Source organism: Shewanella waksmanii ATCC BAA-643 (genome assembly GCF_000518805.1).
In the GTDB taxonomy this organism is placed as follows: Bacteria; Pseudomonadota; Gammaproteobacteria; order Enterobacterales; family Shewanellaceae; genus Shewanella; species Shewanella waksmanii.
Genome location: NZ_JAEH01000059.1, coordinates 1 through 26,343 on the forward strand (window position 1 = coordinate 1; position 26,343 = coordinate 26,343).

25 protein-coding genes and 1 pseudogene are annotated in these 26,343 nt (G+C 45.6%); 17 read left to right on the plus strand and 9 right to left on the minus strand.

Annotated features, from left to right (window positions below; genetic code table 11):
• Positions 1 to 309: IS3 family transposase (locus L865_RS0118180; RefSeq protein WP_037471546.1), on the minus strand; the 309-nt coding region annotated here is incomplete at its 3' end.
• Positions 310 to 674: 365 nt separating this feature from the next.
• Between L865_RS0118180 and petA the strand changes: the two genes are divergently transcribed.
• The 12 genes from petA (at position 675) to L865_RS0118240 (ending at position 14,250) form a co-directional block, all read left to right on the plus strand.
• Positions 675 to 1,265, plus strand: coding sequence for a ubiquinol-cytochrome c reductase iron-sulfur subunit (gene petA / locus L865_RS0118185; protein WP_028774551.1), 591 nt, complete (start codon positions 675 to 677; stop codon positions 1,263 to 1,265).
• Positions 1,265 to 2,479 (plus strand): cytochrome b, encoded by a 1,215-nt coding sequence (locus L865_RS0118190; protein ID WP_028774552.1) that lies wholly within the window; start codon positions 1,265 to 1,267, stop codon positions 2,477 to 2,479. Before petA ends, L865_RS0118190 begins: the two co-directional genes overlap by 1 nt.
• Positions 2,479 to 3,207, plus strand: coding sequence for a cytochrome c1 (locus tag L865_RS0118195; RefSeq protein WP_028774553.1), 729 nt, complete (start codon positions 2,479 to 2,481; stop codon positions 3,205 to 3,207). The genes L865_RS0118190 and L865_RS0118195 overlap by 1 nt, the downstream gene beginning before the upstream one ends.
• Before the next feature lie 104 nt (positions 3,208 to 3,311).
• Positions 3,312 to 3,941 carry a stringent starvation protein SspA gene (gene sspA, locus L865_RS0118200; RefSeq protein WP_028774554.1) on the plus strand — a complete coding sequence of 210 codons (630 nt, stop codon included), beginning with the start codon at positions 3,312 to 3,314 and terminating at the stop codon, positions 3,939 to 3,941.
• The gene (locus L865_RS0118205; protein ID WP_028774555.1) at positions 3,942 to 4,400 is read left to right on the plus strand and encodes a ClpXP protease specificity-enhancing factor; all 459 of its coding nucleotides are present in this window, start codon (positions 3,942 to 3,944) and stop codon (positions 4,398 to 4,400) included.
• Between the two features lie 166 nt (positions 4,401 to 4,566).
• Positions 4,567 to 5,142, plus strand: coding sequence for an anthranilate synthase component II (locus L865_RS0118210; protein ID WP_028774556.1), 576 nt, complete (start codon positions 4,567 to 4,569; stop codon positions 5,140 to 5,142).
• Between the two features lie 163 nt (positions 5,143 to 5,305).
• The gene (locus L865_RS0118215) at positions 5,306 to 7,777 is read left to right on the plus strand and encodes a S9 family peptidase (protein ID WP_028774557.1); all 2,472 of its coding nucleotides are present in this window, start codon (positions 5,306 to 5,308) and stop codon (positions 7,775 to 7,777) included.
• 177 nt (positions 7,778 to 7,954) lie between these two features.
• Positions 7,955 to 9,097, plus strand: coding sequence for an HDOD domain-containing protein (locus L865_RS0118220; protein ID WP_028774558.1), 1,143 nt, complete (start codon positions 7,955 to 7,957; stop codon positions 9,095 to 9,097).
• A 396-nt stretch (positions 9,098 to 9,493) separates the two neighbouring features.
• On the plus strand, positions 9,494 to 10,711 hold the full coding sequence (locus tag L865_RS0118225) for an aspartate aminotransferase family protein (RefSeq protein ID WP_028774559.1): 1,218 nt from the start codon (positions 9,494 to 9,496) through the stop codon (positions 10,709 to 10,711).
• 114 nt (positions 10,712 to 10,825) lie between these two features.
• The gene (gene astA, locus L865_RS0118230) at positions 10,826 to 11,845 is read left to right on the plus strand and encodes an arginine N-succinyltransferase (RefSeq protein ID WP_028774560.1); all 1,020 of its coding nucleotides are present in this window, start codon (positions 10,826 to 10,828) and stop codon (positions 11,843 to 11,845) included.
• Between the two features lie 8 nt (positions 11,846 to 11,853).
• Complete coding sequence (gene astD, locus L865_RS0118235) at positions 11,854 to 13,314, plus strand: succinylglutamate-semialdehyde dehydrogenase (protein ID WP_028774561.1); 1,461 nt, start codon at positions 11,854 to 11,856, stop codon at positions 13,312 to 13,314.
• 138 nt (positions 13,315 to 13,452) lie between these two features.
• The gene (locus L865_RS0118240) at positions 13,453 to 14,250 is read left to right on the plus strand and encodes a DUF1338 domain-containing protein (RefSeq protein WP_028774562.1); all 798 of its coding nucleotides are present in this window, start codon (positions 13,453 to 13,455) and stop codon (positions 14,248 to 14,250) included.
• Positions 14,251 to 14,296: 46 nt separating this feature from the next.
• On the opposite strand, the gene L865_RS0118245 is transcribed toward L865_RS0118240, so the two are convergent.
• From L865_RS0118245 to crp, 4 genes are all read right to left on the minus strand, one after another.
• Entirely contained in the window at positions 14,297 to 15,625 is a 1,329-nt protein-coding gene (locus L865_RS0118245) for an ATP-binding protein (RefSeq protein WP_028774563.1), read from the minus strand.
• Between the two features lie 2 nt (positions 15,626 to 15,627).
• Entirely contained in the window at positions 15,628 to 16,302 is a 675-nt protein-coding gene (locus L865_RS0118250) for a response regulator transcription factor (RefSeq protein ID WP_028774564.1), read from the minus strand.
• A 219-nt stretch (positions 16,303 to 16,521) separates the two neighbouring features.
• Positions 16,522 to 16,857 (minus strand): PepSY domain-containing protein, encoded by a 336-nt coding sequence (locus tag L865_RS24170; protein ID WP_037471551.1) that lies wholly within the window; start codon positions 16,855 to 16,857, stop codon positions 16,522 to 16,524.
• 82 nt (positions 16,858 to 16,939) lie between these two features.
• The gene (crp, locus tag L865_RS0118260; RefSeq protein ID WP_011864391.1) at positions 16,940 to 17,575 is read right to left on the minus strand and encodes a cAMP-activated global transcriptional regulator CRP; all 636 of its coding nucleotides are present in this window, start codon (positions 17,573 to 17,575) and stop codon (positions 16,940 to 16,942) included.
• Between the two features lie 440 nt (positions 17,576 to 18,015).
• Here crp and L865_RS0118265 point away from each other — a divergent pair, with 440 nt between their 5' ends.
• Both L865_RS0118265 and L865_RS25635 read left to right on the plus strand, forming a co-directional pair.
• Positions 18,016 to 18,795 (plus strand): SEL1-like repeat protein, encoded by a 780-nt coding sequence (locus tag L865_RS0118265; RefSeq protein ID WP_372847166.1) that lies wholly within the window; start codon positions 18,016 to 18,018, stop codon positions 18,793 to 18,795.
• Positions 18,796 to 18,970: 175 nt separating this feature from the next.
• Positions 18,971 to 19,108 (plus strand): hypothetical protein, encoded by a 138-nt coding sequence (locus tag L865_RS25635; protein ID WP_157577362.1) that lies wholly within the window; start codon positions 18,971 to 18,973, stop codon positions 19,106 to 19,108.
• Between the two features lie 394 nt (positions 19,109 to 19,502).
• Here L865_RS25635 and L865_RS0118270 read toward each other — a convergent pair whose 3' ends face one another.
• The 3 genes from L865_RS0118270 to L865_RS0118280 form a co-directional block, all read right to left on the minus strand.
• Positions 19,503 to 20,390 (minus strand): phosphoribulokinase, encoded by an 888-nt coding sequence (locus L865_RS0118270; protein ID WP_028774566.1) that lies wholly within the window; start codon positions 20,388 to 20,390, stop codon positions 19,503 to 19,505.
• Positions 20,391 to 20,504: 114 nt separating this feature from the next.
• Positions 20,505 to 20,744 (minus strand): YheU family protein, encoded by a 240-nt coding sequence (locus L865_RS0118275; protein ID WP_028774567.1) that lies wholly within the window; start codon positions 20,742 to 20,744, stop codon positions 20,505 to 20,507.
• Positions 20,745 to 20,757: 13 nt separating this feature from the next.
• The gene (locus tag L865_RS0118280; RefSeq protein ID WP_028774568.1) at positions 20,758 to 21,726 is read right to left on the minus strand and encodes a hydrolase; all 969 of its coding nucleotides are present in this window, start codon (positions 21,724 to 21,726) and stop codon (positions 20,758 to 20,760) included.
• Positions 21,727 to 21,942: 216 nt separating this feature from the next.
• Here L865_RS0118280 and L865_RS0118285 point away from each other — a divergent pair, with 216 nt between their 5' ends.
• Both L865_RS0118285 and L865_RS0118290 read left to right on the plus strand, forming a co-directional pair.
• Positions 21,943 to 22,452 (plus strand): twin-arginine translocation signal domain-containing protein, encoded by a 510-nt coding sequence (locus tag L865_RS0118285; RefSeq protein WP_028774569.1) that lies wholly within the window; start codon positions 21,943 to 21,945, stop codon positions 22,450 to 22,452.
• 63 nt (positions 22,453 to 22,515) lie between these two features.
• The gene (locus L865_RS0118290; RefSeq protein ID WP_028774570.1) at positions 22,516 to 24,105 is read left to right on the plus strand and encodes a GMC family oxidoreductase; all 1,590 of its coding nucleotides are present in this window, start codon (positions 22,516 to 22,518) and stop codon (positions 24,103 to 24,105) included.
• Positions 24,106 to 24,740: 635 nt separating this feature from the next.
• On the opposite strand, the gene L865_RS0118295 is transcribed toward L865_RS0118290, so the two are convergent.
• Positions 24,741 to 25,706 carry an alpha/beta fold hydrolase gene (locus tag L865_RS0118295; protein WP_051484692.1) on the minus strand — a complete coding sequence of 322 codons (966 nt, stop codon included), beginning with the start codon at positions 25,704 to 25,706 and terminating at the stop codon, positions 24,741 to 24,743.
• A gap of 404 nt (positions 25,707 to 26,110) precedes the next feature.
• Between L865_RS0118295 and L865_RS0118300 the strand changes: the two are divergent.
• Positions 26,111 to 26,343 (plus strand): annotated as a pseudogene (locus tag L865_RS0118300) (IS110 family transposase); the annotation flags it as partial.

Below are 26,343 nucleotides of genomic sequence, written 5' to 3' on the forward strand. Positions count from 1 at the left end.
AACCATATCGCCATAAATCATGTTTTTCATTTCTAAATTAGAAACTTGTTTCTCTAATCGTTTGATTTTCTGGGCAGGTGTTTCTTTAGATTTAGACATAGGAGAGTGCTCCATGGGTTGCGTCCAGTCTAATCTACCATGCTTTCTTAACCATGTAAGGACCGTACTTCGACCTTGAATACCGTAGTGCTGTTGAGCTTGCTTATAGGTTAGCTCGCCTTTTTCTACTTGACTGACAACGGCTAATTTAAAGCCTAATGTGTAATCACGTTGTGTACGTTTAATGCTGATTGTGCTTGAAGGTTTCATAGATAAGTCTCCAAAGTGTCAACTTATCTCAGGACGGGACACTGTTAGCATTAAAAAAGCCCGACTAGTTCGGGCTTTTTTTATTTATCACGTCTAAGCTGCTAATTTAGCATCAATTACTATAACCGTTTTAGTTTTTATTATTGTTGATATCTGGTTAAAGCAGCCCAGATTAGCGTTTATTTTCACCGCAAAACGGCAATTTTTCTAACATAGTTAACTTTGTTCTCTGTTTTACTATGATCTGGTTCTAATTTTTGGCTATAATGAGCCCCGCCTCAAATTTGATTTTTGGGCTTTGGGGTGTAACCCGATTTTCAAAAATTTTTAAAACAAAAATTCCAACACTCTCTGGAGATAAGTGGATGAGCAATGCGCCAGTCGATACCGGACGTCGCAGATTCCTGACCGCAGCCACCGCCGTTGTAGGTGGTGCTGGTGCCGTCGCTGTAGCGGTTCCTTTTATAAAGTCATGGAATCCGAGTGCCAAAGCGAAAGCTGCAGGTGCCCCGGTTGAAGTAAATATTAGTAAATTAGAGCCGGGTCAACTGATCCGCGTTGAGTGGCGTGGAAAGCCTGTATGGGTTGTCCGTCGCACTGACGAGATCATTAATGGTCTAGCTAAACTTGATAACCAGCTTCGTGATCCAGCCTCGAACGAAGAACAGCAACCTGACTATGCTCAGAATGCCGTTCGTTCAATTAAGCCTGAGTATTTCATTGCAGTTGGCTTATGTACTCACTTAGGTTGTTCACCTACTTACCTACCGGATACGTTCGGTGAGCAAGTTGAAGGTGTCGCTTCTGGTTTCTTCTGCCCATGTCATGGTTCTAAGTTTGATATGGCTGGTCGTGTATTCCAAGGCGTTCCAGCACCATTAAATCTCGTGGTACCACCGCATCAATATATTGATGATGGCAACGTGATTATCGGTGTCGATCAGGGGGCAGCGTAATGGTTAAGAATATAATTGATTGGATTGATGCTCGCATCCCAATGACGGCGACTTATAACCGTCATGTGGGCAAGTATGCAACCCCAACAAACTTTAACTTTTGGTACTTTTTTGGCTCACTAGCCATGCTAGTGTTAGTTAACCAGTTATTAACTGGTATCTGGCTAACCATGAACTATGTACCAACTGCAGAGGGCGCATTTGCCTCTATCGAATACATCATGCGTGATGTTGAGTACGGTTGGTTGCTGCGCTATATGCACTCGACCGGTGCCTCCGCATTCTTCGTGGTGATCTATTTGCACATGTTCCGTGGTCTCATCTACGGTTCTTACCAAAAGCCAAGAGAACTACTGTGGCTATTCGGTATGTTGATCTTCCTAGTGTTAATGGCTGAAGCCTTTATGGGCTACCTATTGCCATGGGGACAGATGTCATACTGGGGCGCGCAGGTAATTATCTCCCTATTCGGTGCAATCCCGGTTATTGGTGATGATCTAACGCTTTGGATTCGTGGTGACTTTGTTGTTTCAGGGGCGACCTTGAACCGATTCTTCGCACTGCACGTTATTGCGTTACCGTTAGTGCTAGTAGTGTTGGTTTTCCTACACTTAATCGCACTTCATGAAGTGGGTTCAAACAACCCAGACGGTATCGAAATTAAGCAAAACAAAGATGAGAACGGCTGGCCTAAAGATGGTATTCCTTTCCACCCATACTACACGGTGAAGGATATTATGGGCGTTGCAGGCTTCTTGATTGTGTTCTGTTACGTGCTGTTCTTCATGCCTGAAGGTGGTGGTTACTTCCTAGAGAAGCCAAACTTTGAAGCGGCTAACCCAATGAAGACGCCTGAGCACATTGCGCCAGTATGGTACTTCACACCGTTCTACGCGATTTTACGTGCGATTCCAGACAAGCTTCTTGGTGTTGTCGGTATGGGTCTTGCGATTGCGGTACTGTTTGTATTGCCTTGGTTAGATCGTTGTAAAGTTAAGTCGATTCGTTACCGTAGCATGATTCACAAGCTGAACATTAGCCAGTTTGCTGTGTCGTTCGTTGTTTTGGGCTACTTAGGTGCTGTTCCAGCAACGCCAGCTCTGACAATTGCTGCTCGTATCTTTACTCTGACTTACTTTGGTTTCTTCGTTGCGCTGTGGGTATACAGTAAGAACGAGAAGACTAAGCCTGTACCAGAGAGGTTGACCCACTAATGAAAAAATTACTGATTGCATTAGTTACGTTAGTCCCATCTCTTGCGTTCGCTGCAGGTGGTTCAAACGTGCCGCTAGAAAGCGCTAATATTGACTTACGTGATACTGAGTCATTACAACGTGGCTTAGATAAGTTTCAGCAGTACTGCGCCGGTTGTCATAGCCAACAGTACCAACGTTATAATCGTGTTGCCGAAGACTTAGATATCTCTATTGAAGACATGCGTAACAACTACATGTTTGATGAGACAGCTAAAGTTGGTGACTTAATGGAGAACGCTATTCCCGATGCCGATGCGGCTAAGTGGTTTGGCGCTGCGCCACCAGATTTAACTTTGGTTGCTCGTGTTCGTGGTGAAGACTGGATTTATACTTACCTAAAGAGCTTCTATCGTGATGATAGTCGCCCATTTGGCGTAAACAATACTGTTTTCCCTTCAGTGGGTATGCCACACGTGATGGAAGAACTTCAAGGCCTACCAGAGCCTGTAGTTGAGTCGCACGATGGTATGACTAAAGTCACAGGTGTTAAGCCTGGGACTGCAGGTAGCCTTAGCGCTGAAGAGTATGACCAAGTTGTTCGTGATATCACCGGTTACCTCGTTTATTCGGGTGATCCAGTTAAACTTGAGCGTGAAAGCTTAGGTTGGTGGGTAATGGGCTTCTTGTTTATTTTCTTTATTGTGGCCTACCTCTTAAAGAAAGAGTACTGGAGAGATGTACACTAACCTACAATAAAGGTTAGAATGTATTATCCGCATAGTGTAAACGGGGGGGCATTGCCCCTCGTTTGCGTTTTTGTTTTTTTGATTGAATATCTCGGAGGGTATCAATGGCTGTTGCTGCCAACAAACGCTCAATCATGACCTTATACTCAGGTGCAGATGACCTGTATAGCCATCAAGTACGTATCGTCTTGGCTGAAAAAGGGGTCACTGTTGATGTCCTACAGGTTGATCCTAGTGAAATGCCTGAAGATCTGATTGATCTGAATCCATACAACACAGTACCAACGCTAGTTGATCGTGAGCTTGTACTTTATAACTCTCGTATCATTATGGAATATTTGGACGAGCGTTTCCCGCATCCACCACTGATGCCTGTTTATCCAGTATCTCGTGGTCAAACGCGTTTGATGATGCACCGCATTGAAAACGACTGGTACACTTTGGTAGACCGTATCCGTAGTGGTGATCGTGCTGATGCTGCGCGCAAAGAATTGCAAGAAAGCCTAACGGCGATCGCACCGGTATTTAACGAAATGCCTTATTTCATGGCTGAAGAATTTGGTCTAGCAGACTGTTATTTAGGTCCACTATTGTGGCGCCTACCAGTACTGGGTATTGAGTTAGACTCTCGCACAGCGAAAGAAGTTAAAGCTTACATGACGCGTTTGTTTGACCGTGAGTCATTCAAAGCATCATTGACTGAGGCCGAGCGCGAAATGCGCATGGGTATCTAAATGAAAGCGATGACGCCTAATCGCCCTTACTTGCTTCAAGCCTGCTATGACTGGCTAATGGACAATGATCTTACCCCTCATGTAGTGGTAGATGCATACGTTCCAGGTACACAAGTGCCGCAGCAGTATGTCAAAGATGGTCAAATTGTACTGAATATAGCATCGACTGCTGTGGGTAATTTGCAGATCGGTCATGACTTTATTGAGTTCAATGCAAGATTTGGTGGTGTACCACAGCAAGTGGTATTGCCAATGGCGGCCATTGTGGCTATTTATGCTCGTGAAAATGGCGCGGGCACTGTATTCGACGCTGAAGAAGCTTATCAAGATGAAATTGCATCTAGTGATACCTCATCGTTAAGTGTTGTTGATGAAGCGGTCGATAAACAAGACAGTGAGCCTACTCAGGCAAGTGAAGAAAAACCGGTAAAACGTGGCCACTTAACCTTAGTTAAGTAGATACCACTGAATCGTATTATTGAGGCCGGTCTTTATGACCGGCCTTTTTATTAGCTCGCTGTCTATGCTGAGTGTATGAGGCAGCTTCACTAGTGACCGAGCAATGAAGCTGTGGTAGCATGCGGCGCCAGATCCACCGCTTTTTCGCTTATAAGTTAGGTTTACCATGATCTTAATGATCGACAATTATGACTCGTTTACCTTTAATCTAGTGCAGTACTTTCAGCAGCTAGATTGCGAAGTCGTTGTCAGACGTAATGATGAGATTAGCCTAACAGAAATACGCGATTTAGCCCCAAGCCAAATGGTCATTTCCCCTGGGCCCTGTAGCCCAAATGAGGCAGGCATCTCATTGCAAGCGATTGAGCATTTTGCTGGCCACATACCTATATTAGGCGTTTGTTTAGGCCATCAAGCCATTGCGCAAGTGTTTGGTGCTAAGGTAGTCAATGCCCATCGGGTGATGCACGGTAAAACCAGTGAAATTGTGCATCAAAATCGCGGCTTGTTTAAGTCACTCGCGAATCCGCTCACTGTTACCCGTTATCATTCGCTTGTCACAGAGTCTGTACCGCAGCAGTTTGAATTAGACGCTTGGTATGACGATCCTATTGTTGGCCGTGAGATCATGGCTATCCGCCACCAGAGTATGCCTTTATTCGGAGTGCAGTTTCATCCAGAGTCAATTTTGACCCAGCAGGGGTTAGATTTGCTGGCTAACTTTGTTAATCAATCGCGCTAGAGTTTAAACTGCCATACAGATATTTTAATCTGTTACAACTTATCTCAACATTCCTCACTAGTTTTGATCCATTTTGTGATATAAAAAGGGCAAAAAAGCAGCCTTGGACGATGATTGCCGTTTACAGCAATATCTTCCGCTATAACAACAAAAAGGGAACCCAATGGCAGGTTTACTCAAAACAGCAGCACTTAGCGCAGTCACGATTGCTATTTTATCGGGATGTACAGCCACACCAACTTCTAACACGCCAGCCACAGTTGCGGCTTCTGCGGCGGTAACCTTAGTTGCCCCACCTAAGGCTGAACAGCCTTTAACCATGAAGCAGATTATGGCCAACCCTGATTGGATGGGAATATTCGCCAAAGGTGAATATTGGAGCGATGATGGGCAGTCTATCTATTTTGCTCGTCAGGCCCACAGCTCACCACTGCTAGATTATTACCAGCAACCCATCACGGGATCAGCAACTAAGTTAGATCTGAATCAATTACACCTTGCTGACCAAAAGCACGGCGTATTTAACAGTGATAAATCTAAAAAAGCCTACATCTATCAGGGCAATGTTTTTGTCAAAGCTATGGACACAGGGGCTATTACTCAACTTACCAAACTCAATAGCGCGGTGAGTGGAGTACAGTTTTTAACTTCTGGTGATTTGGCTTATTGGCAAGGTGAATCAATTTTTAAGATTCACTCAAATTCAGGGCTAGTCGAACAGCTTGCTGATATTCAAATGGCCAAGGCACCAAGCAAAGTTAAAGATCCCGAGAGTTACATCGCTAAGCAGCAACATCGTTTGATTGATTATGTTGCGTTGCAGCACAGCAATGCAAAAGAGAAGCAAGCTTATCAGCAACAGTTAGCTGACATTGACCCAACCATGACCGCTAAAAGCTGGTATTTAGGCGATAAAGAGCGTGTCAGTGCCTTGAGCCTGTCACCAGATGGTCGTTATGTGCTGTTGGCGCTAATTGATAAGAGCTATAGCTGGCGCAGTGAACATGACATTATGCCCAACTATTTAGGCAATGAAGGTTATGTTGATGCTGTACCTGCTCGTGCACGTGTGGCCGAAGATAACAATCCTGGGCAAAGATTGGTATTGCTAGACCTGCAAAGCAAACAGAAACGCGATATTACTATTGAAGGGCTAAGCGGATTTGATGAAGACGTATTAGCGGCAGTCAAACAAGAGAATGCTGAAGCCAAAAGCGAAAGTTTTAGCGCTGAGAAGCAGCCACGTAAGATCCAGTTGATGCAAGACTGGGGTTGGCAACAAAGCGCAATTCAGTGGCACGATGACGGCCAATTAGCTGTGATGCTTGAAGCGATCGACAACAAAGATCGTTGGATAGCCACGGTTAACCTAGAAAAAGGTAGCTTGCAAACTCAACACCGTCTGCATGGCGAAGCGTGGGTTAACTATACCTTTAATCAATATGGTTGGTTAAATAAAGGGAATAGCCTTTACTATCTATCGGAAGAGAGCGGTTATTCTCAGCTATATGTAAAACCGACAACGGGTAAGGCCCGTGCGCTCACTCAAGGCGAGTATGTGGTGAGTGATATTACCCTAGGTCCTAAGCAAGCCTACATATATTACAAGGCTAACAAACAACACCCTGGTATCGATAACGTTTATCGTGTCAATATTCAATCGGGTAAGTCTGAGCAGTTGACCCAGTGGCAAGGCCAGCTAGATTATCAACTCAGCCCAGATGGCGAACAGCTGTTATTGAAGGCATCAACCCGCACTCAACCAGCAGAACTGTTTGTTAAACCCATTGGTGGTGAACGCCAGCAGTTAACGGATTATACCAGTGATGCCTTTAAGCAATACCCTTGGCAAGCGCCAGAGGTGGTCGCTGTGCCATCTAGCCATGGTGCTAAGGACATTTATGCTCGTGTGTACTTGCCACAAGGATACGCTAAAGAGAATGCTAGCCAGTATCCTGCGGTGATCTTTAACCACGGCGCGGGTTACTTGCAAAATGCGCATTACGGCTTCTCTGGCTACTTTAGAGAGTTCATGTTCCATAATCTGCTAACTCAGCAGGGTTATGTCGTAATGGACATGGATTATCGCGGTTCAAAAGGCTATGGACGTGATTGGCGCACGGCGATCTATCGTCAAATGGGCACCCCAGAAGTACAAGACTTGAAAGATGGTGTTAACTGGATGGCAGCCAATGCCAATGTTGACGCGCAAAAAGTGGGCACTTATGGTGGCTCATATGGTGGCTTCCTGACCTTTATGGCGCTATTCAATGAGCCTGAATTGTTCCAGGCCGGTGCTGCGCTGCGTCCAGTGACAGATTGGGCACACTACAATGCACCTTATACATCTAATATTCTTAACACGCCCGACGTTGATGCTATCGCATACGAGCGTAGCTCGCCAATTGAGCATGCTGAGGGACTACAAAAGCCTTTGCTTATTATGAGTGGCGTGTTGGATGATAACGTATTCTTCCAAGACAGCGTGCGACTAGTACAACGTTTGATTGAACTGGAAAAGCCAATGTTTGAAACGGCAATCTACCCGGTAGAGCCCCATGGTTTCAAGCAGCCTTCAAGCTGGTTAGATGAATACCGACGTATCTATAAGCTGTTCGAACAAGAACTGAAATAACTAACAAGGACCCGATAAGGGTCCTTTTTTTATCACTAAACTGGCTGCAGAGTTGTTCAAGGTAACCTTTGAGTCGCCAGCATAAGGTTATGATTGTTAAATCAGGTTGATGGCGTTAAATTGGCAGGGTTATGTGCTAAATTAAAGCTAAAGAACAATATAAAAGGAAACTAATTAGTGGCGATATCTGTCGCTGGCGGTGTTAGGCCAGGTAAGGTAATAGAGTTAGAACACAAATTGTTAACCCAATTGATTGTCGGCAAGCAAAAATCATCGTCAATGTTTGATGAGATTGATAAAGAGCTTGAAGGCGATGCCAACAAGCTTGATATTGAACGAGAGGCCGTTTTAGCACGGCTGGCAAAACAGATTGAGGCGCGTAAAGTCTTTGAGGCGGTATCTGGTCAGCTAGTGCATACAGTGACAACTGCCTTGGATAATCAACTCGCCACACCTGAGAGTTTGTTAGCAAGGTCAGGGATCAGCGCAGCGCAACTCACGCTGTTTGAGTTGATCAGTCACGAAACACTCAATATTAACCGCATTCGCCCTTTAATAGCCGACTTGCCCTGGCTCGAGCGTGATCTCACTAACCTAGTTAATAGCCCAGCGTTTCGTCTCAAGCGCTCGCACCGCTCAGAAGTGAAAGTAACTGATCTTAAGTTGGTGCTGAATTTTATTGGTATTGATAACCTACGCACGCTCATTCCATATTATTGTCTACGTAATTGGTTACCCTCAGGTCACGCTCACCTGTTGTGGACGACACGTAAATTGTGGCGCTACGCCATGATAACTGGCGTCGCGGCCAAAGCATTGGCTAAGCTTCACGAGGCTGACGAAGCGTTTATCTATACCAGCGCTTTGCTGAGCATGTTAGGCACCTCAGTTGTGTTAAATAACGGCGCGAAAGTGTATGAGACTACCTGGGGGACCTGGCTAAGAGAAGCTAGTGCTAGCCGCGATAAAGAGCTGCACGATGCGGTGCTCGCCACTGAGTTTCCCGCTAATGATATATATCATTTGGTGTTGTCCCACGGAAATAAACTCAATTGGCAGCTATTAGAGCTATTAGACTTTGCTGCTAGTCCACTGACTCAGGTGCAAGCAGAGCTAGATAATAACCTCAGTTTTGCCGAGCTTTCGGCTGCGGCGAAGTTGGTGGCCAAAGCGAGCTGTTTTGCTAAGGTATTGATGCTAGAAGAGATGCGTCAGTTGGAGCCGAAAGAAAAGCGGCTTATGTTCGATTACTACGAACTTAATGAACAAGAAGTGATTCGCCTCAAAGGGCAGAATTATCGTAAGCTCGACCTTTATTAGCCATTGATGTAGCACCTCGAAGGCGAGGTGCTTAGCCTGTGGTTGAATTATACTCTGTTTACAGTTTTGTCCTGGCTTTGTTAGTAATTTCTCCCACTACCTATGCATATTCTATGCATTTTTAATAAAAAAAGGTTCAAATAACTTTTTTTATGACTATTTATTCTGTAAACCCCCGATATAAACGCTTGTATAACACCTAAGTGCAAATCTTTATGCAGTTAACATGCGAACTCGATCGGACTTGAGTGCAAGAAACTGGTATTTTGATCACATTTTAGTTGTTAATGTCACTTAACCGATATAAACAACCGTCGTTATCACAGGCAAACTTCTTGGTACAAGGCGGGAATACTGGCGTTTAGCGCCATTGTTAATAATGAAAGGATGAAAGGTATGAGCGTGAACAACAACCTAACTAGAGCCCAATTTGATGAAGTCATGGTGCCTAATTATGCGCCTTCGGCTGTCATTCCTGTTCGTGGTGAAGGTAGCCGCGTTTGGGATCAGGAAGGTAAAGAGTTTATCGATTTTGCCGGTGGTATTGCCGTTAACTGTCTCGGTCATTGTCATCCAGCGCTAACGGCTGCGTTAGCTGAACAAGGTAATAAGCTTTGGCACCTTTCTAATGTAATGACCAACGAGCCTGCATTAGAGCTAGCGACCAAGCTAGTTGATGCAACGTTTGCTGACAAAGTTTACTTCGCCAACTCGGGCGCAGAAGCTAACGAAGCAGCACTTAAACTTGCTCGTCGTTACGCTCTAGACAAATTTGGTGCAGAAAAAGATCAAATCGTAGCGTTTGATAAAGCATTTCACGGTCGTACTTTCTTCACCGTAAGTGTGGGTGGTCAAGCGGCATACTCTGATGGTTTTGGCCCTAAACCACAAAGCATTACTCATATTCCGTTTAATGACATTAGTGCACTTGAAGCGACTATTTCAGACAAAACTTGCGCGATTATGCTTGAGCCATTGCAAGGTGAAGGTGGCATTATTGATGCAGATCCTGAATTCTTACGTGCCGTTCGTGCGCTTGCAGACAAGCACAATGCATTGGTCATTTTTGATGAAGTGCAAACAGGTGTTGGCCGTCTAGGTGAGCTATATGCTTACATGCGTACTGAAGTGGTACCGGATATCCTTACTACCGCTAAAGCACTGGGTGGTGGATTCCCAATTGCTGCTATGCTGACGACTAACGAAATTGCTACTCATCTTAAGATTGGTACTCATGGTTCTACCTACGGCGGCAACCCGCTAGCCTGTGCTATTGGTAATGCTGTGCTTGACGTGGTGAATACACCAGAAGTACTTGAAGGCGTGAAAAAGCGTGAGCAATTACTGCGTGATGGCCTGAATGCTATTAATGAAAAGCACAATGTATTTAGTGAAGTTCGTGGTCAAGGCCTACTCATTGGTGGCGTAATGAATGACGCTTACCAAGGCCGTGCTAAGGACTTTCTTGTGGCAGCTGTCGGCGAAGGTCTCATGACTTTGGTTGCGGGTGCAAACGTGATTCGATTCACCCCATCATTGGTGATCCCAGAAGCCGATATTGCTGAAGGACTAGCTCGATTTGAGCGTGCTGTAGCAAAAGTTGTAGCGGGCTAAATGATATTAAAGCGCAGCATCAGTCTGCGCTTTTTTATGTCATTGTTTGTAAGCGGTTTCTACAGGTTAAGCTGTGCTTAGCTTGTAGGCTGTTTACTCTGAGGAGAGTCTAAGATGTTAATTATACGTCCCATTTGCTCATCTGACTTTGAAGCACTGTATCAAGTTGCAGAAGAGTCGGGCCATGGGTTTACATCGCTACCGGTAAATGAAGCGCTGTTAAGAAGCAAAATTGAACGCGTAGAAGCGTCATTCAACAAACAGGTCGACAAGCCGTTTGATGAAGGCTACTTGATGGTGCTCGAAGATACAGATACGGGTGAAGTCGTCGGTACATGTGGTTTAGAAGCCGCAGTAGGCATGGAAGATGCCTTTTATCATTATCGACTCGGTACCGAGGTCTATCATTCAGAACAGATAGACGTGCGCAACGAAGTTGAAACCTTGACCTTATGTCATGACTATACGGGTGCGGCTGAGCTTTGTACGCTGTTTTTGCGTGCATCATATCGTAAGAATAACAATGGTCGCATGCTATCGCGTAGCCGTTTCTTATTCTTGGCACAGCATGCTGAGCGCTTCGGTCAAACCGTGATTGCAGAAATGCGTGGTGAAAGCGACGAAGACGGGAGCTCCCCGTTCTATGGTTGGCTGCAACAGCACTTCCTCGGTATTGATTTCGTCCAAGCCGACTATTTGTCGGGCTTAGGTCAAAAAGCCTTTATGGCTGAAATGATGCCAAAAAATGCGGTATATGTGTGTCTGCTGCCTGAAGAGGCACAGAAGGTGATTGGTGAAGTTCATGCCAATACACGTCCCGCGTTAAATTTACTGCAAGCTGAAGGATTCCGTTGTCGTGGTTACGTCGATATTTTTGACGGCGGGCCAACGGTGGAGTGTCAGCTACAAGATATCCGCTCAGTGCGAGAAAGCCGATTGCTCACGGTCAATATTGGCGACAGCAATGGTCAAGGCAGTAAATTCATTATCTCAAACACTCAATTAGCGAATTATCGTGCCACATCCGCAACGCTGGATATCAGCGAAGACAGTGACAATGTGACGATTTCAGCTGAACTTGCCCAGGGATTAATGGTGCAACAAGGCGAACAAATTCGTGTATTAGCTTTGTAGGAAAAATCATGACGCAATTTATTAATGGCCAGTGGGTTGCAGGCCTAGGTCACGATGTGACCTCAACAAACCCAGCAAATCAACAAGTTATTTGGCAGGGTAAAACTGCCACGCCAGCGCAAGTTGATACCGCAGTTAATGCCGCACGTGATGCCCAGTTTGACTGGTTCATGTTAGGGCTCGATGCGCGTATTGCCATTATTGAAGCATACCGTAGTGAACTTGAAGCCAATAAAGCAGAAATTGCTGAGGTGATTGCTCAAGAAACTGGTAAGCCACAATGGGAAACAGCTACTGAAGCAGGCGCGATGATCGGTAAGATTGGTTTGTCGATTGCGGCGTACAATAAGCGCACTGGCACCAGTGAGAATGACACGCCAGCAGGTCGCGCAGTATTGCGCCATAAGCCTCATGGTGTAGTTGCGGTGTTTGGCCCTTATAACTTCCCAGGGCACTTGCCTAACGGTCACATAGTACCGGCATTAATCGCCGGTAATACTGTGGTATTTAAGCCATCAGAGCTTACGCCTAAAACGGCGGACTTAATGGTTAAGTTGTGGGAAAAAGCGGGCTTACCAGCTGGTATCATCAACTTAGTCCAAGGTGAAGTTGAAACAGGTAAAGCACTGGCATCACACCCTCAAATTGACGGTTTATTCTTTACTGGTAGCTCACGTACCGGGCATATTTTACATCAGCAATACGCTGGTGACCCAGGTAAGATTTTGGCACTTGAGATGGGCGGCAATAACCCACTAATCATCAAGGGCGTAAGCGATACCAAAGCTGCCGTGCACGACATTATTCAGTCTGCATACATTTCAGCGGGACAACGTTGTACTTGTGCTCGTCGCCTCTATGTTGAGAAAGGCGCTGACGGTGATGTGCTTATTGCCCAACTCGTTGCAGCCACCAAGCAGATAAAAGTCGCGCCATGGGATGCACAGCCACAGCCATTTATGGGGTCAATGATTTCAAGTACGGCTGCCAAAGGCATGGTTGAAGCACAGCGTAACTTAGTTAATCTAGGTGGTGACGTGTTGGTTGAGTTGCAACACCTTGACGCTGACACTGGCCTGGTTTCTCCTGGTCTGATAGATGTGACGCAAGTGATAGAGTTGCCAGACGAAGAGTATTTTGGCCCACTATTGCAGGTGGTTCGATATACCGATTTTGATGAAGCGATTAAGTTGGCTAACAACACGCGTTACGGGTTATCAGCTGGGATTTTAGCTGACAGCCGTGAAGACTATGATTACTTCTTAGCGCGTATTCGTGCCGGTATTGTTAACTGGAATAAGCAGATCACCGGTGCTTCTGGTGCTGCACCATTTGGCGGTATTGGCGCTTCTGGTAATCACCGAGCCAGCGCTTACTACGCCGCTGACTATTGTGCTTATCCGGTAGCATCAGTTGAAGCTGATGCGGTTGCACTGCCTGCTAACTTAAGCCCAGGCCTAAGTATTTAATCTTTGAAGTTGGGGGGAGCCGCGTCAGCAGCTTCCCCTTTTTGTACAGGATGCTGACTAGCTATAGCTGTACTTATATCGTGATAAATAATAATACCTGCCAGGGTACTGGCACACGATGCCGTTAAGGAACAAATCATGCACACAGATATTAACAAGCTATTTGAATCACTATGGAATGATTACGTCGAAATGACGCCTTCAGCAGGGAAAGTACATCAGTTGCTTTCACGCGGTGAACAGATCATTAACGACCATATTGCCCTACGAACTTTTAATCTGGCTAAAGTGAACTTAGATGTCCTTGCTGCCCACTTTGAATCTTTAGGCTACGTTGCATGCGGCGACTATAATTTTGAAGCCAAAAAGCTCAAAGCAAAGCATTTTGAACATCCCGATACCACGCAGCCAAAAGTTTTCATTTCGGAACTATTGGTTGAAGAGTTTAGTCCACAACTACAGCAAGTTGTGCAAGGTTTGATTGAGCAAGTCGATAGCGCAGCGACCACCGCTGATGACTTCCTTTATTCTGGCCGTCACTGGCAACTTGATTTTGCCACCTACGAAAGCTTACTTGCAGAGAGCGAATATGCGGCTTGGGTGGCGGCATTTGGCTATCGTGCAAACCACTTTACGGTTTCAATCAACCACCTACCGGGTTACAACACCATCTATGAAGTTAACGATACCCTTAAAGCGGGTGATTTCGTGCTTAACAGCGCTGGTGGTGAGGTAAAAGGATCCCAAGAGGTATTGCTTGAGCAATCATCCACCATGGCAGACAAGATTGAAGTTACCTTTAGCGATGTCAGCAAAGAGATCCCAAGCTGTTTTTATGAGTTTGCTCTGCGTTACCCTAAAGCTGATGGTGAGCTTTACACCGGCTTTGTTGCAGCATCTGCAGATAAGATTTTTGAAAGCACCAATGCAAGCTAGCAAGGGGTGCCCGTTATAAAAAAAGCCAGCTTATCGCTGGCTTTTTTTATGCTTTGAACTCCAAGGTCACTTTTAAGCCACCTAATTCGGCGCTGTGTTCAAAGGCCAAGTCAATTTGATACTGCTCTGCTATGTCTTTGACAATGGATAGACCGAGACCATGGCCCATGGTGTCTTCGTCGAGTCGCTTACCGCGGTTAGTCAGTAGAGCCAGTTCATGGCTCTCCACCCCTGGGCCATCATCTTCTATGCATAGGCGTATGCCTTGCTGCGTGTCGGCACAGACGCGAACCTGGCTTGCTGCCCACTTATGAGCATTATCCAGTAGGTTGCCAATTAGCTCCATGCCGTCTTCACGGTGAATTGGCAAACGGCTAATAGCGCTTGGAATATCAACCTGGCAATCAATGTCTTTGTGATGGTGAACTTTGGCTAACGTTTGGCATAAATCGAGCAAATCTTTGGGTACCTGCATTTGCGCAGCAGGTAGCATATCACCGGTGATCCGCGCCGCGGCCAATTTACGCTCAATCATCTTGTGGATATGATCTAATTGCTTTTGCATAGCAATGGCCGCATCAGGATCTCGTAAGCCTAAGGCCTCTACCTGCTGCTGCATGACCGCTAAAGGCGTTTTGAGACCATGGCTCAGGTTGCCCAAGTTATTGCGGCTACGCTCTATCTGCTTGCTTGAATAGACCAGTAAGTCATTATAGGTAGTGGCCAGAGGTTGCAGCTCTTGTGGGATTTTATCCACCTCTAGGGAGCTAATCTCCCCCTCACGCAGCTTATTGAGTACCAACTGCATTTCGTTGACCGGTTTAAACGATTGTCTTAAGACTAAAATGATGCCGGTGATCATGGCTAACAAAAGCGCTAAATTGATTCCCAGCTTAGTGCCGTAGATTTGGCTAAAGACTTTGCGGCCGATACTTAAGTCTTGGGCAACGGTAATGGTAGCGGGCAGGGACAAGGTTTCAGTACTCAGCCCCAAAGACAGCAGTTGGATATCGTGATTTTGCGGGCCTTTGGTTTGCCACACGCGGGTTTCACCTGCAGCGAGCACTTTTACATCGAGGCGTTGATCCCACAGTGAGCGCGAGCGCAGCTCTTTGCCAACAATATTGAGCTGAAAGTAGCGCCCAGAATAAACAGGATTATAAAAACTGGAAATTTCGCCCTGGTCGATGTAGATCTCACCGTTTTCATACTCAACGGCCATCAACACTTGCTCAAGGTCTTCTTCTAAACGATCAATGATTGAGTCATGAAACGCTTGCCGTAGCATGGTTTCAAATAATACCAATCCGGCTAGTGTCGCAATAATCACTAAGCCTGTTAGCCACAGGCTTAGCTTGCTGCGAATTGAAATCATGGTTACTTATTAAGGCCGTGAAAAATATAGCCTTGACCACGACGGGTCTCAATGGCGGTTTTGCCTAGTTTCTTACGTAGATGAGTCACATAAACTTCAACGACGTTACTTTCTTTCTCGTCGTCGAATTGATAAAGCTTGTCGGTCAATTGTGCTTTGGATAACAGCTTTTTAGGTGACATCAAGAAGATTTTAAGTAGGCGGAACTCCATTGCAGTGAGTTCGAAGATGGTGTCATTTACCTGCACGCTTTGCTGATTTTCATCTAAGGTCACGCCTTCGAAGCTCAGCTCTTTGCTAGGTGTATTGGCTTTGCCGTGTGCGCGGTGGATAAGCGCATGGATACGGGCTAACAGCTCTTGGGTATGGAATGGCTTGCCTAGGTAATCATCGGCGCCAGCGTTAAAGCCTTCAACTTTCTCGTGCCACTGACTGCGTGCGGTAAGCATAATCACTGGTGTATTAATGCCTTGGTTACGCCAAGTCTCTAATAACTCCAAACCATTACCGTCAGGCAAACCAATGTCTAAGATGACGCAGTCATAATTGGTCTCTTTGATTAAATAGTCCGCTTCGGTCGCTTTATCGGTCACGTCAGTGACGTATCCCGCTTGCTTTAATTGCTTTTCTAACTCTTCGACTAGCAGGGTATTATCTTCAACGAGCAGTAATTTCATATTACCTTTTCACCTTTGCTTCAATGCGTTATCTAATTGTGGTCGGCCTAACATATTGACGTTAATCTCACTCAGCATGTTATGAGTCAGTACCGATGTCAACTGGTAGGGCAATTACTAAGCATTATACCTGTTTAACCGCAAATAGGGCAGAGGTGTGTTGCTAAAGCGCTATCTAGATAACATGTTTTATCTATTAATATGGTTTATATAATAGCGCTACTCGCTGGGTCGACAGCTGCTGGGGAGTTTACTATTGGGCTGGAGTGCGCCGGTTGAAGCATCAACAATAATGGCGGCACGGCTGCCACGGGTCGACTTTATTTTTAGCTCGTAGACCCAATGACCTTGATACTGAAATAGGTTGGCATCAAGTAGCTTGCCGGCGCAAAAGTTTTGCACCTGAAATAGGGTGATATCAAGGGGTAAGATTTTGCCTGCGGAGACGAGATCTTTGGCTTGATTATGTTCGAGTTCGATTAACGAAGTGGCAAACGTCGTACTGGATACGCAGAACATAAGCGCAATCAAGCTACGAAAAGCGGTGTTTAGCACTAGCGTTCTCCAATAAAAAAGTGGCCTGAGATTAACTCAGACCACTTTATCGAAGATCTATTAAACCTAACTTAATGTTAACTTATCGTGTACCGTACACTACGATAGTTTTACCGTGTGCTTGAATCAGGTTTTGCTCTTCAAGCATCTTTAAGATACGGCCAACGGTTTCACGAGAACAACCTACAATTTGACCAATCTCTTGACGAGTGATCTTAATTTGCATGCCGTCTGGATGAGTCATCGCATCAGGTTGCTTAGCTAGGTGCAGTAATGTTTGTGCAATACGGCCTGCAACGTCTAGGAAAGCTAAGTCACCTACTTTCTGGCTAGTGCTTTGTAAGCGGTAAGCCATTTGCGAAGAAAGCTTCATTAAGATTTCTGGGTTAACTTGAATGAGCTGCTTAAATTTCTTGTAAGAAATTTCTGCAATCTCACATGCCTGTTTAGCACGTACCCATGCAGTACGTTCAGCTTGTTCTTCAAACAGACCAAGTTCACCAATGAAGTCACCTTGGTTAAGGTAAGACAGGATCATCTCCTTGCCTTCTTCATCTTTAATTAGCACAGCCACAGAACCTTTGACTATGTAATATAGGGTGTCAGAGTCTTCACCAGCGTGGATCAATGTGCTTTTGGCTGGATACTTGTGAATGTGACAGTGTGATAAAAACCATTCCAAGGTTGGATCCGGTTTCGGCTTACCAATCAGAGCCATGCCTGTGTTCCTCGACAGATTAATTAAAATACAAGAATATGCTAAATAAGCAGTTTACGTCAATCAGGCCTTAAAAAACTTGATAGAAGTCTGATTCCTGTGAACGACAAAGGCGTAAACAGCTTAAATCGATGGTTGGATATTTTGATACATTAGCAATATATGTCAACCAATACCGTCTAAATGCATAATTATTGAGGAAACTATGCAGGTCAAATCACATTCGTCGCTTTAGTGAGCCTAGCTTATGGCGGCTAAATTTTCAGTTCTTTACAATCTAATGCGTATTTTTCTCGACTTTGCTATGGCATTCTTGCTACGGTGCTGGGAGTCGTGTAGTTACTAACACGATTTACACCCGCTTACAAAAATTGAATGAATAAGCAAAAGCGTGTGTCGAATAGCAAAAAAGTAAACCAAAGGGCTGGGAGATAAGTATTGTGAATTGTCGTTCTTTAATCATGAGCTTAAGCATCATTTGTGGTGTAGCCGTTTCAAGTCATGTCCAAGCATTTTCTTTACCGCAACCCGCGAGTGAAATTAAAGCCAGTAAGTTAGCTCATATTGAGCTGCGTGCTAATCATGGCGATGCCGAAGCAGAATTTTTATTGGGCTTGATGTATTTATCAGGCCGATTTGTGACTGAAGATAAGCCTTTGGGAATGCAGTGGATGCAACGTGCTGCTGAGCAAGGTCATGATAAAGCCCAGCAAACATTAGCGGACTTAACTTTTGAAGGTAACATTGTAAGTCGTGACTTAGCCACGGCAGAGCGCTGGTACCTATCGCTTAGTGAGCAAGGTAATAAGTGGGCGGAATTTCGCTTAGGCTTTATCTATGCAGCAGGCGGTGAAGGTGTCGAGCGTAATTGCGGCAAAGCGGTTGAGCGTTTTAATGCCGTAGGTGATGATGTGTCGCGCGGCAATGTTGCCTGGATTCTCGCAACGTGCCCAGAAGCTGAATATCGCAATGGCACAAAAGCGGTTGAGATTGCCCAAAGCTTAGTTGAATCAAACGAGCAAGACCCGACTAACTTAGACAACCTCGCTGCAGCCTATGCAGAGCTAGGTGACTTTCAGTTGGCGATTCAAACCCAACAAAAAGCGATTGATGCATTAAAGCAGACTGCAGAAATCAACCGCTCAGATGAGTTTGAGCAGCGTCTGCAAACTTATCAGTCTAAGCAACCTTATCGCGAGATTATCCCCTTAGGTCAGTAATTGACTTAACATGCAAAACTAAAGGAGCTACGGCTCCTTTTTTATTGCCTATAGCTGGCGTTTGGCAGAGTTAATACCAATCAGTATAAGAATTTGATCTACTCAGCGCGCTTTTGGCAAACTAATTCAAGGCCGGCTAATTCAAAGTGAGCACTGAAACAATGGTTGCTCCCTTGTGAGGTTATTCAACGCAGAAGTAGGTAGCCAAAAACGCGCCAGAATGGCGAGTTTTAGCAGTCCTGATGCTGTGTTAACGAGCTTAACCGTAGAACAACTATGCTCTTCACTCGTTGCCTTGCCTCAGAACCGCTAAACTCTCGCTGAGTGACTAAATGTTTATACTGATTGGTATTATTAACTAGGTTAAGCCAGCCGGAAACGGCATGGGGTACGGTCAATACTGAGCTTTCAAAGCGATAGCATTGTAAATAAATCGTTGCAAAATTGTGGTGATTTTCAGCTTGAGAGGTATAGCTAAATACAAGCGAGATGGGGTGAGTTTTGCTGACAACAAAGAGGTAAAACTAGGTAGAGAATAAGGCATCGGGCAGCTAGCAAACTCAAGGAAACAAACAGATCAAGATGGGGGAATTCACTCCCAAGAGTAAGCTAACTTATCAGTCTTTCGCCTGAAATCCCGATAAGATGAAGTCTACGCGATCATACTTAAATGAAACTTAAGGTTAACTTAGTGTTGCTGAGAGCGATTACTCATTGTCGAGTGATAATAGCTGCTGACGCTTCTCCATTAGATCACGGATTAGCGGCGTAAGAATTAGCTCCATTGCCAATGACATTTTACCGCCTGGTACCACTAGGGTATTAATACGCGACATAAACGCGCCATCAATCATCTTCAGGTAGTAGGGGAAATCAACATTGTTGATACCGCGAAATCGAATCACCACAAAACTCTCATCTAAGCTTGGGATGGTTTTGGCGCTAAAGGGGTTGGAGGTATCCACGGTAGGGACACGTTGAAAGTTAATATGGGTACGTGAAAACTGCGGCGTCATATGATTGATGTAGTCATCCATACTGCGCACAATCGACCCCATGACTTTCTCTCGACTATGGCCTCTGTCGGAGGTGTCGCGAATGATCTTTTGGATCCACTCTAGGTTGACGATGGGCACCATGCCAATCAGTAAATCCACATGCTGCGCCACATCGTGATCATCGGTCACCACACCACCGTGTAAGCCTTCGTAATACAACATGTCGGTATTATCAGGTAAAGGCTGCCATTGAGTGAAAGTGCCTGGCATCTGGTTAAAAGGTACTGCTTCATCGAAGGTATGTAGGTATGCGCGTGTCTCACCTTGACCCGTGGCACTGTAATCGGCAAAACATTTGGCTAAACGCTCAAAGTCATTTGCTTCAGGACCAAAATAGCTAATGTTGCCATTTTCGCTTTGTGCCTTGCGGATCATCAACTCCATTTCTGGACGGGTGTAATGGTGAAAGCTATCACCTTCAACTACAGCGGCATTAATGCCTAGTTGTCTGAATATATGACTAAAAGCTGTTGTAGTTGTGGTGGTACCTGCTCCTGAAGAACCGGTCACCGCGATGATTGGATGTTTAGCTGACATGTCATTACCTAGGTCGCGCGTTTCGCGTTTAAAGACACCTTAAATTGCGTATCAATGAATAGATAGTTATACGGCACACGACTACATAAGGTCAATGGAAGTGGCCGATATAGTTTAATTATTGATGGTATCTGCCTGTGGCCGAATCGCTATCGATTCTTGCTCTTCACTGTACTCAACCACCAACTCTCCACGCTTGAGCGCGAGCATACACTGGGTAATGGCTTGTTGTAGCGCGGTTTCATCTAAGCTCGCAAAACTGCCATCTTCTAACTGGGTGAGTAGATACTCTTTGACCATATTGTCGAGCGTGGTTTTAGGCAGCTGCTGCAGCGCATCGAAAGGCACTAACATGATGTAATCATCCTCATTGTGAGCTTAAGAATTGTATGATTCTTGGCTCTAAATAATATTGTGGTGATAAAGGCGTGCCGCCACTAATAAAGCCAACATGACCGCCGCGCGAGTGTAACTCATAATTGACCGCTTGTGATAGCTGCGGGGCAGAGGGGATCACGGCCTCATTCATAAATGGATCGTCCGCGGCGTGTAGCACCAGAGTCGGCTTTTTAATGTGCTGCAAATAGGGTAAACCACTGGCCTTGTTGTAATAGTCCTCTACACCATCAAAGCCATGTAATGGCGCAGTGACTTGATCATCAAATAGATGGAAGGTCTTAAGATGTTCTACCTGCGACGGTGCGACAGGCATTTCACCTGCTAGCTGCTTATCGGCGAGTTTATCGCGAACTTTCTGTTGTAGCTGTTTAATAAGATGGCTTTGATAAACCCGTGAAAAACCACTTTTAAGCCGCTCAGCGCATGCGGCAAGCTGCAATGGGGCAGAGACCACAACGGCACGTTCAATCAAGCTGTGTTGCTGCTGCTCTCCCAAGTATTTTGTGAGGACATTGCCGCCTAAACTGTATCCAACCGCAAGTAATGAGCTTTGCGGATAATGATTTTTTAAATGGCGTAGTACTTGGGCAATATCACCGGTATCACCACTGTGGTAGCTACGTGCAAGGCGATTGTTCTCGCCTGAGCAATTACGGTGGTGATGGACCACAGCAGCAAGGTTGTGCTGCTGACAATGACGCAGCATGCGACGAATATAGTGCGAGTCGGCACTGCCTTCTAGGCCGTGCAGTAGCACAACCAAAGCTTGGCCGGGTTCGGGTGCGCGCAACCAATCTAAGTCGATAAAGTCACCGTCATCGAGTTCGATACGTTGGCGGTTTAACGCTGGTCTGGCCACCTTAGTCAGTACCGGAAGAATCGTTTGTATGTGGGGGCTTTTGGCCCACCAAGGCGGGCTGAATGTTTCTGTGTTCATATCTTAGACTATTGCTGAAAATTAAAACATGTGTTTAATTAATAGTTATTGTTATTAATATCAGGTTTATAGCGCGCTGGCTTGTGGTGCAGAAGCAGTCAGTAGCTAAGTAACGTTTAATGCTATCACAGTGTTACTATCAAACGGGTATTATTCTCACTGGGCGGTTTGGGCTTGCTGCAAGCAAGTTCTTGCAAAGTAGTTGGAGTTAGGTTTATGAAGCGACGTACATTCTTGACCACGGCCTTAGTGGGAACCGGCGCATTAGCCCTTGGGGTTAATGTTTATTCGCCGCCCGCTGTTAACATTAATCCGGCGTTAGATAACCCCCATAGATTGCTATTTTCAGTATTACTGCCAGTGATATTAGATGGCGCTTTTCCAACGGTTGAGTCACACCGATTAGCGGCGCAAACCCGCACTTTAGATGCCATAGAGCAAACCATTAGCGTGTTGCCACAAGATCAACGTGAAGAGCTTATGCAACTGCTTGAACTGTTGGAGCAGCGTTTAGGTTTGCTATTACTCACTGGCAATATGACCCCATTGATGATGCGCAATCCTCAAGAGCTTGCAGCACTGTTAGAGCGCTGGCGTGGACACTATCTCGACATGATGGTGACCGCCTATGGCGGCCTGCGAGATTTAATTATGGCGAGCTATTACAGCTGCCCTGAGCATTGGCATCATCTGCACTACGATAAGCCGAAATATTTTGAGTCCTAGTGAGCAAATCATCCTGATGTTAGGCCATATACTGCCTAAGTCACCTGTTGTTGGAGATAGCATTTGAGTATTGAAGATCCCATTGAAACTGGCTTAGCGTCTGGCTGGCAACATGTAGATGGCAGCACCTTAACTGAGCCTCAGCACTATCAAGTGGATGTGGTCATTGTCGGCAGTGGTGCGGGTGGCGGTGTCGCGGCCGAAATTCTGACTCAAGCCGGATTGTCAGTGATGATCATCGAAGCAGGCCCGCTTAAATCGTCCAATAGTTTTAATATGGAAGAGCGCCGTGCATACCCTAATTTGTACCAACAAGCGGCGAGCATGAAAACCAAAGATAAGGCGATCGGTATCTTCCAAGGCCGCGCTGTTGGTGGGTCGACCACCGTCAATTGGACAACCTCTATTCGAACGCCGCGTAACGCATTGCAGTATTGGGCCAGCGATAAAAGTATCGCGGGGTTGTCGCGCGATGAGCTCGACCCTTGGTTTGAAAAGATGGAGCAGCGGCTCAACATCGCTAAGTGGGACTATGAGCCAAACCGCAATAACATGGCGCTTAGACAAGGGTGTGAAGCCCTAGGCTGGGAATATACCGTTATTAAGCGCAACGTGTCAGGTTGCTGGAATACCGGCTATTGCGGCATGGGGTGCCCTGTTAATGCTAAACAGTCGATGTTAGTGACAACCATACCCTCAGCGCTTAATGGTGGCGCGACGCTATTGAGCCGCGTCAAGGTGGCCAAACTTGAGCATCAAGGTGATAAGATAACCGGCTTACAAGCCCAAGCATTAACCGAATCCCTTACACCTAGTGGCGTTGCGGTTAACGTGAAAGCTAAGCATTACTTGTTATCAGCAGGCGCAATTCACACTCCTGCACTGCTAATGCGCTCACAAGTGGCGGATCCACACCAATTACTAGGTAAGCGAACATTTTTACATCCAACACTATTGAGCGGGGCGATTTTCAATGATCCCATCAATGGTCATGCTGGTGCGCCGCAGTCGATTTATAGCGACCAATTTGTGTGGCAAGACGATGCCGACGGCGAGCTAGGCTATAAACTTGAAGTACCGCCAATCCACCCAATATTAATTGCCTCAAAGACCTTAGGCTATGGAAAAAGCCATGCAGAATTGATGGCTAAATTTAATCAACTGCAAGTCACCATCGCCTTGGTGCGTGATGGGTACCATCCTGATAGTCAAGGTGGCCAGGTTCAGCTTACCGATCACGGCTTTAGTTTGGACTATCCCTTGAGCGATGCGTTTTGGCGCGCGGCAAGGCGGGCCTATGCCAGCATGGCGGAGCTGCAGTTTGCTGCAGGGGCGCAGCAGGTATTACCTATCACTGAAGGTGCGCCGTATTTGTCATCATGGCAACAAGCTAAAAAGGTGATCAGTGAGTTAGATTTAGCCCCACTTAAAACCATTGTGGCCTCAGCCCATGTGATGGGCGGCTGCCCAATGGGCGAGGACCCGAAAATGGCGATGGTGAATAGTTATGGTGAGTCCCACTACTATGACAATTTATCGGTAATGGATGGTTCTATCTTCCCAACCAGCTTAGGCGCCAATCCACAATTATCGATTTACGGGATCACTGCCCGCAATGCTACTCATTTAGCGCAAAAGTTGCAGCCAAAGTGATAGCTGCTGGTGGGTAATTAAGCATGAAGTTCTGACATAAAGGGTTATTCATCGCTTGATAGGGATAGCATGTTTTCGTCTCCAGCGGGGAGTGTGCAGATGCTTTTTCGGGACGCCTATTTGTTTTCAAAAGAGTCCATCCATGGGGGCTCGACGGTGTCATCTGATGTAAAGGGATTCACAAATGCCGCGCTGACATGGATGTCATAGAGCGGCCATGTTTTCGATACCCTCAGCCGCATCTACACTGGGTCAATTATTTCTTCGATTTCGCTTTATTGGTATGACTTAACTGGTATGGCTTAGGTAATATTCACCGCTTGAATGGGGAGCATGTTTTCGCCTCCAGCGGGGGTATGTGCAGACGCTTTTTCGGGACGCTTTGCGCCATCCATGGCCGCTTAACGAAAACATCCATGTTTTCGATACCCTCAGCCGCATCTACACTGGGTTAATTGTCTCTTCGATTTTGGCCTTATTGGTATGCTCTGGGTATTCAGAAGCAAAATCATCATTGGACAGAAATGCGTTAGATAAAGGCTTCTAGATCCTAGTCGTGGGATGAGGAAAATTATGGGACTTAAATAAAGTTTACTCTGATCCCACATATCTAACTTTAACTTGTCCAAGGGAATTTAACTGTGTTTTCTGAAAAACTCGAGAACCGAGCGATTAAATGTTTCAGGTTGTTCCCACTGTACAGCGTGTCCTGCTTCTGGAACCACAAGTGTCTCGCTATGGGGTAGTTCTCGAGCGGCAGCTCGCATCATAGAAGGCGGTTGATATAAGTCCGCCCCACCTGCAATAAAAAAAGTAGGAACATTAGTAGCTCTAATTTTGTCCCAAGTAATATTGCTTTTCGCTTTTTGTCCGTGCCTAACCCCATCCCCTTTAGACTTTTTCTCCATTTCAATCCAATCCTTTACCCCCTCAGGGTGCGCCCAGCGATAGGAAGGACCAAGTTCTTTAAACTCGGGCGGTAAATCACTAAAAGCTTTAGGAAGAATAAAGTCTAATCGTTCATCGATATTTTTATCCCATAAGCCAAAGAGGCTACAGACAATAGTCATACTAAGTAGTTTTTTGGGATAAGAAACTACATAATCAGAAACAGCAAAACCTCCCGCTGCCAGACCCAGAATATGGAATTTATCTACACCTAAATGCTCAACTAACGCATTTAGATCATCAGCATAATTGCCGGTATCTTCTTTTGAACCTGCTGGAGAACCATAATATCCGCGTCTTGAATATGCAATTGTTCTAAACCCTGCTTTTGCAAAAACAGGTTGTTGATAAGGCCAAGTTAATGCGCTACCTCTACCGGGATGAGAAAGTACAACTGCGGGGCCATTACCACCTGTATCCCAGTAGTACAGGCCAGCACCGCCAGAGAGTGGTAAAACACCTTCAGATGCTGGGACTTGTTTCGGAGTGGGTAAGTAATCGGGTTCAATTTTGCTCGAATTAAGATCAGTGCTTTGTGTCTTTGCCTGAACATTGCTTACGATGCCACTAGTCGCGAAAATGCCTGCCATTGCAGTGGCTTTTTTTAGCATATCTCTGCGACTGCCGCTGATTTTCTCTAATTGTTTTTTCATTCTGTTTCCCTGAATACAAACTAAACCATATTTATTAATATGATAAATTCCCTATAAAAAAGACAAGCTAGCCATTATCAATCAACAACATAGCAATATAGCTAGGAGCTATTCAAGGGCAACGTAATCAAACGCGCAAAACACTGCACGCGCAAAAAACACTGCCAGCCATTATTAATCAACCATTGTTGCGTCGGCCCATGTCATGGGCGAAGTTTGCCCTGATCCCATATATCCACTTGTTTTCGCCTCCAACGGGGGGGGGTCATCATTTTGCTGATGACTGGTGAATGATGTTTCGCCTCCAGCGGGGGATAATGGAATGGACCCATCCACTTTAAATCGGCCTCGCAATGGGCCACGATGTAGTTGCTACAACTCATCAGAAAGAGGACGGGTCCACTATGAAGATTACTACAGTTGGTTTAGATATCGCAAAGTCTGTTTTTCATTTTGTTGGCGTGAATCAGGCTGGAAAGTTAGTCAGAAAAAAGGTGATTAAGCGTAAAGACTTAGTACATTTTTTTGCCAAGATAGAGCCCTGTCTAGTCGTCATGGAGGCCTGTGGTGGGGCGAATTATTGGGCCAGAGAGTTTCAAAAGGTAGGACACCAAGTTAAGTTGATTGCGCCACAGCA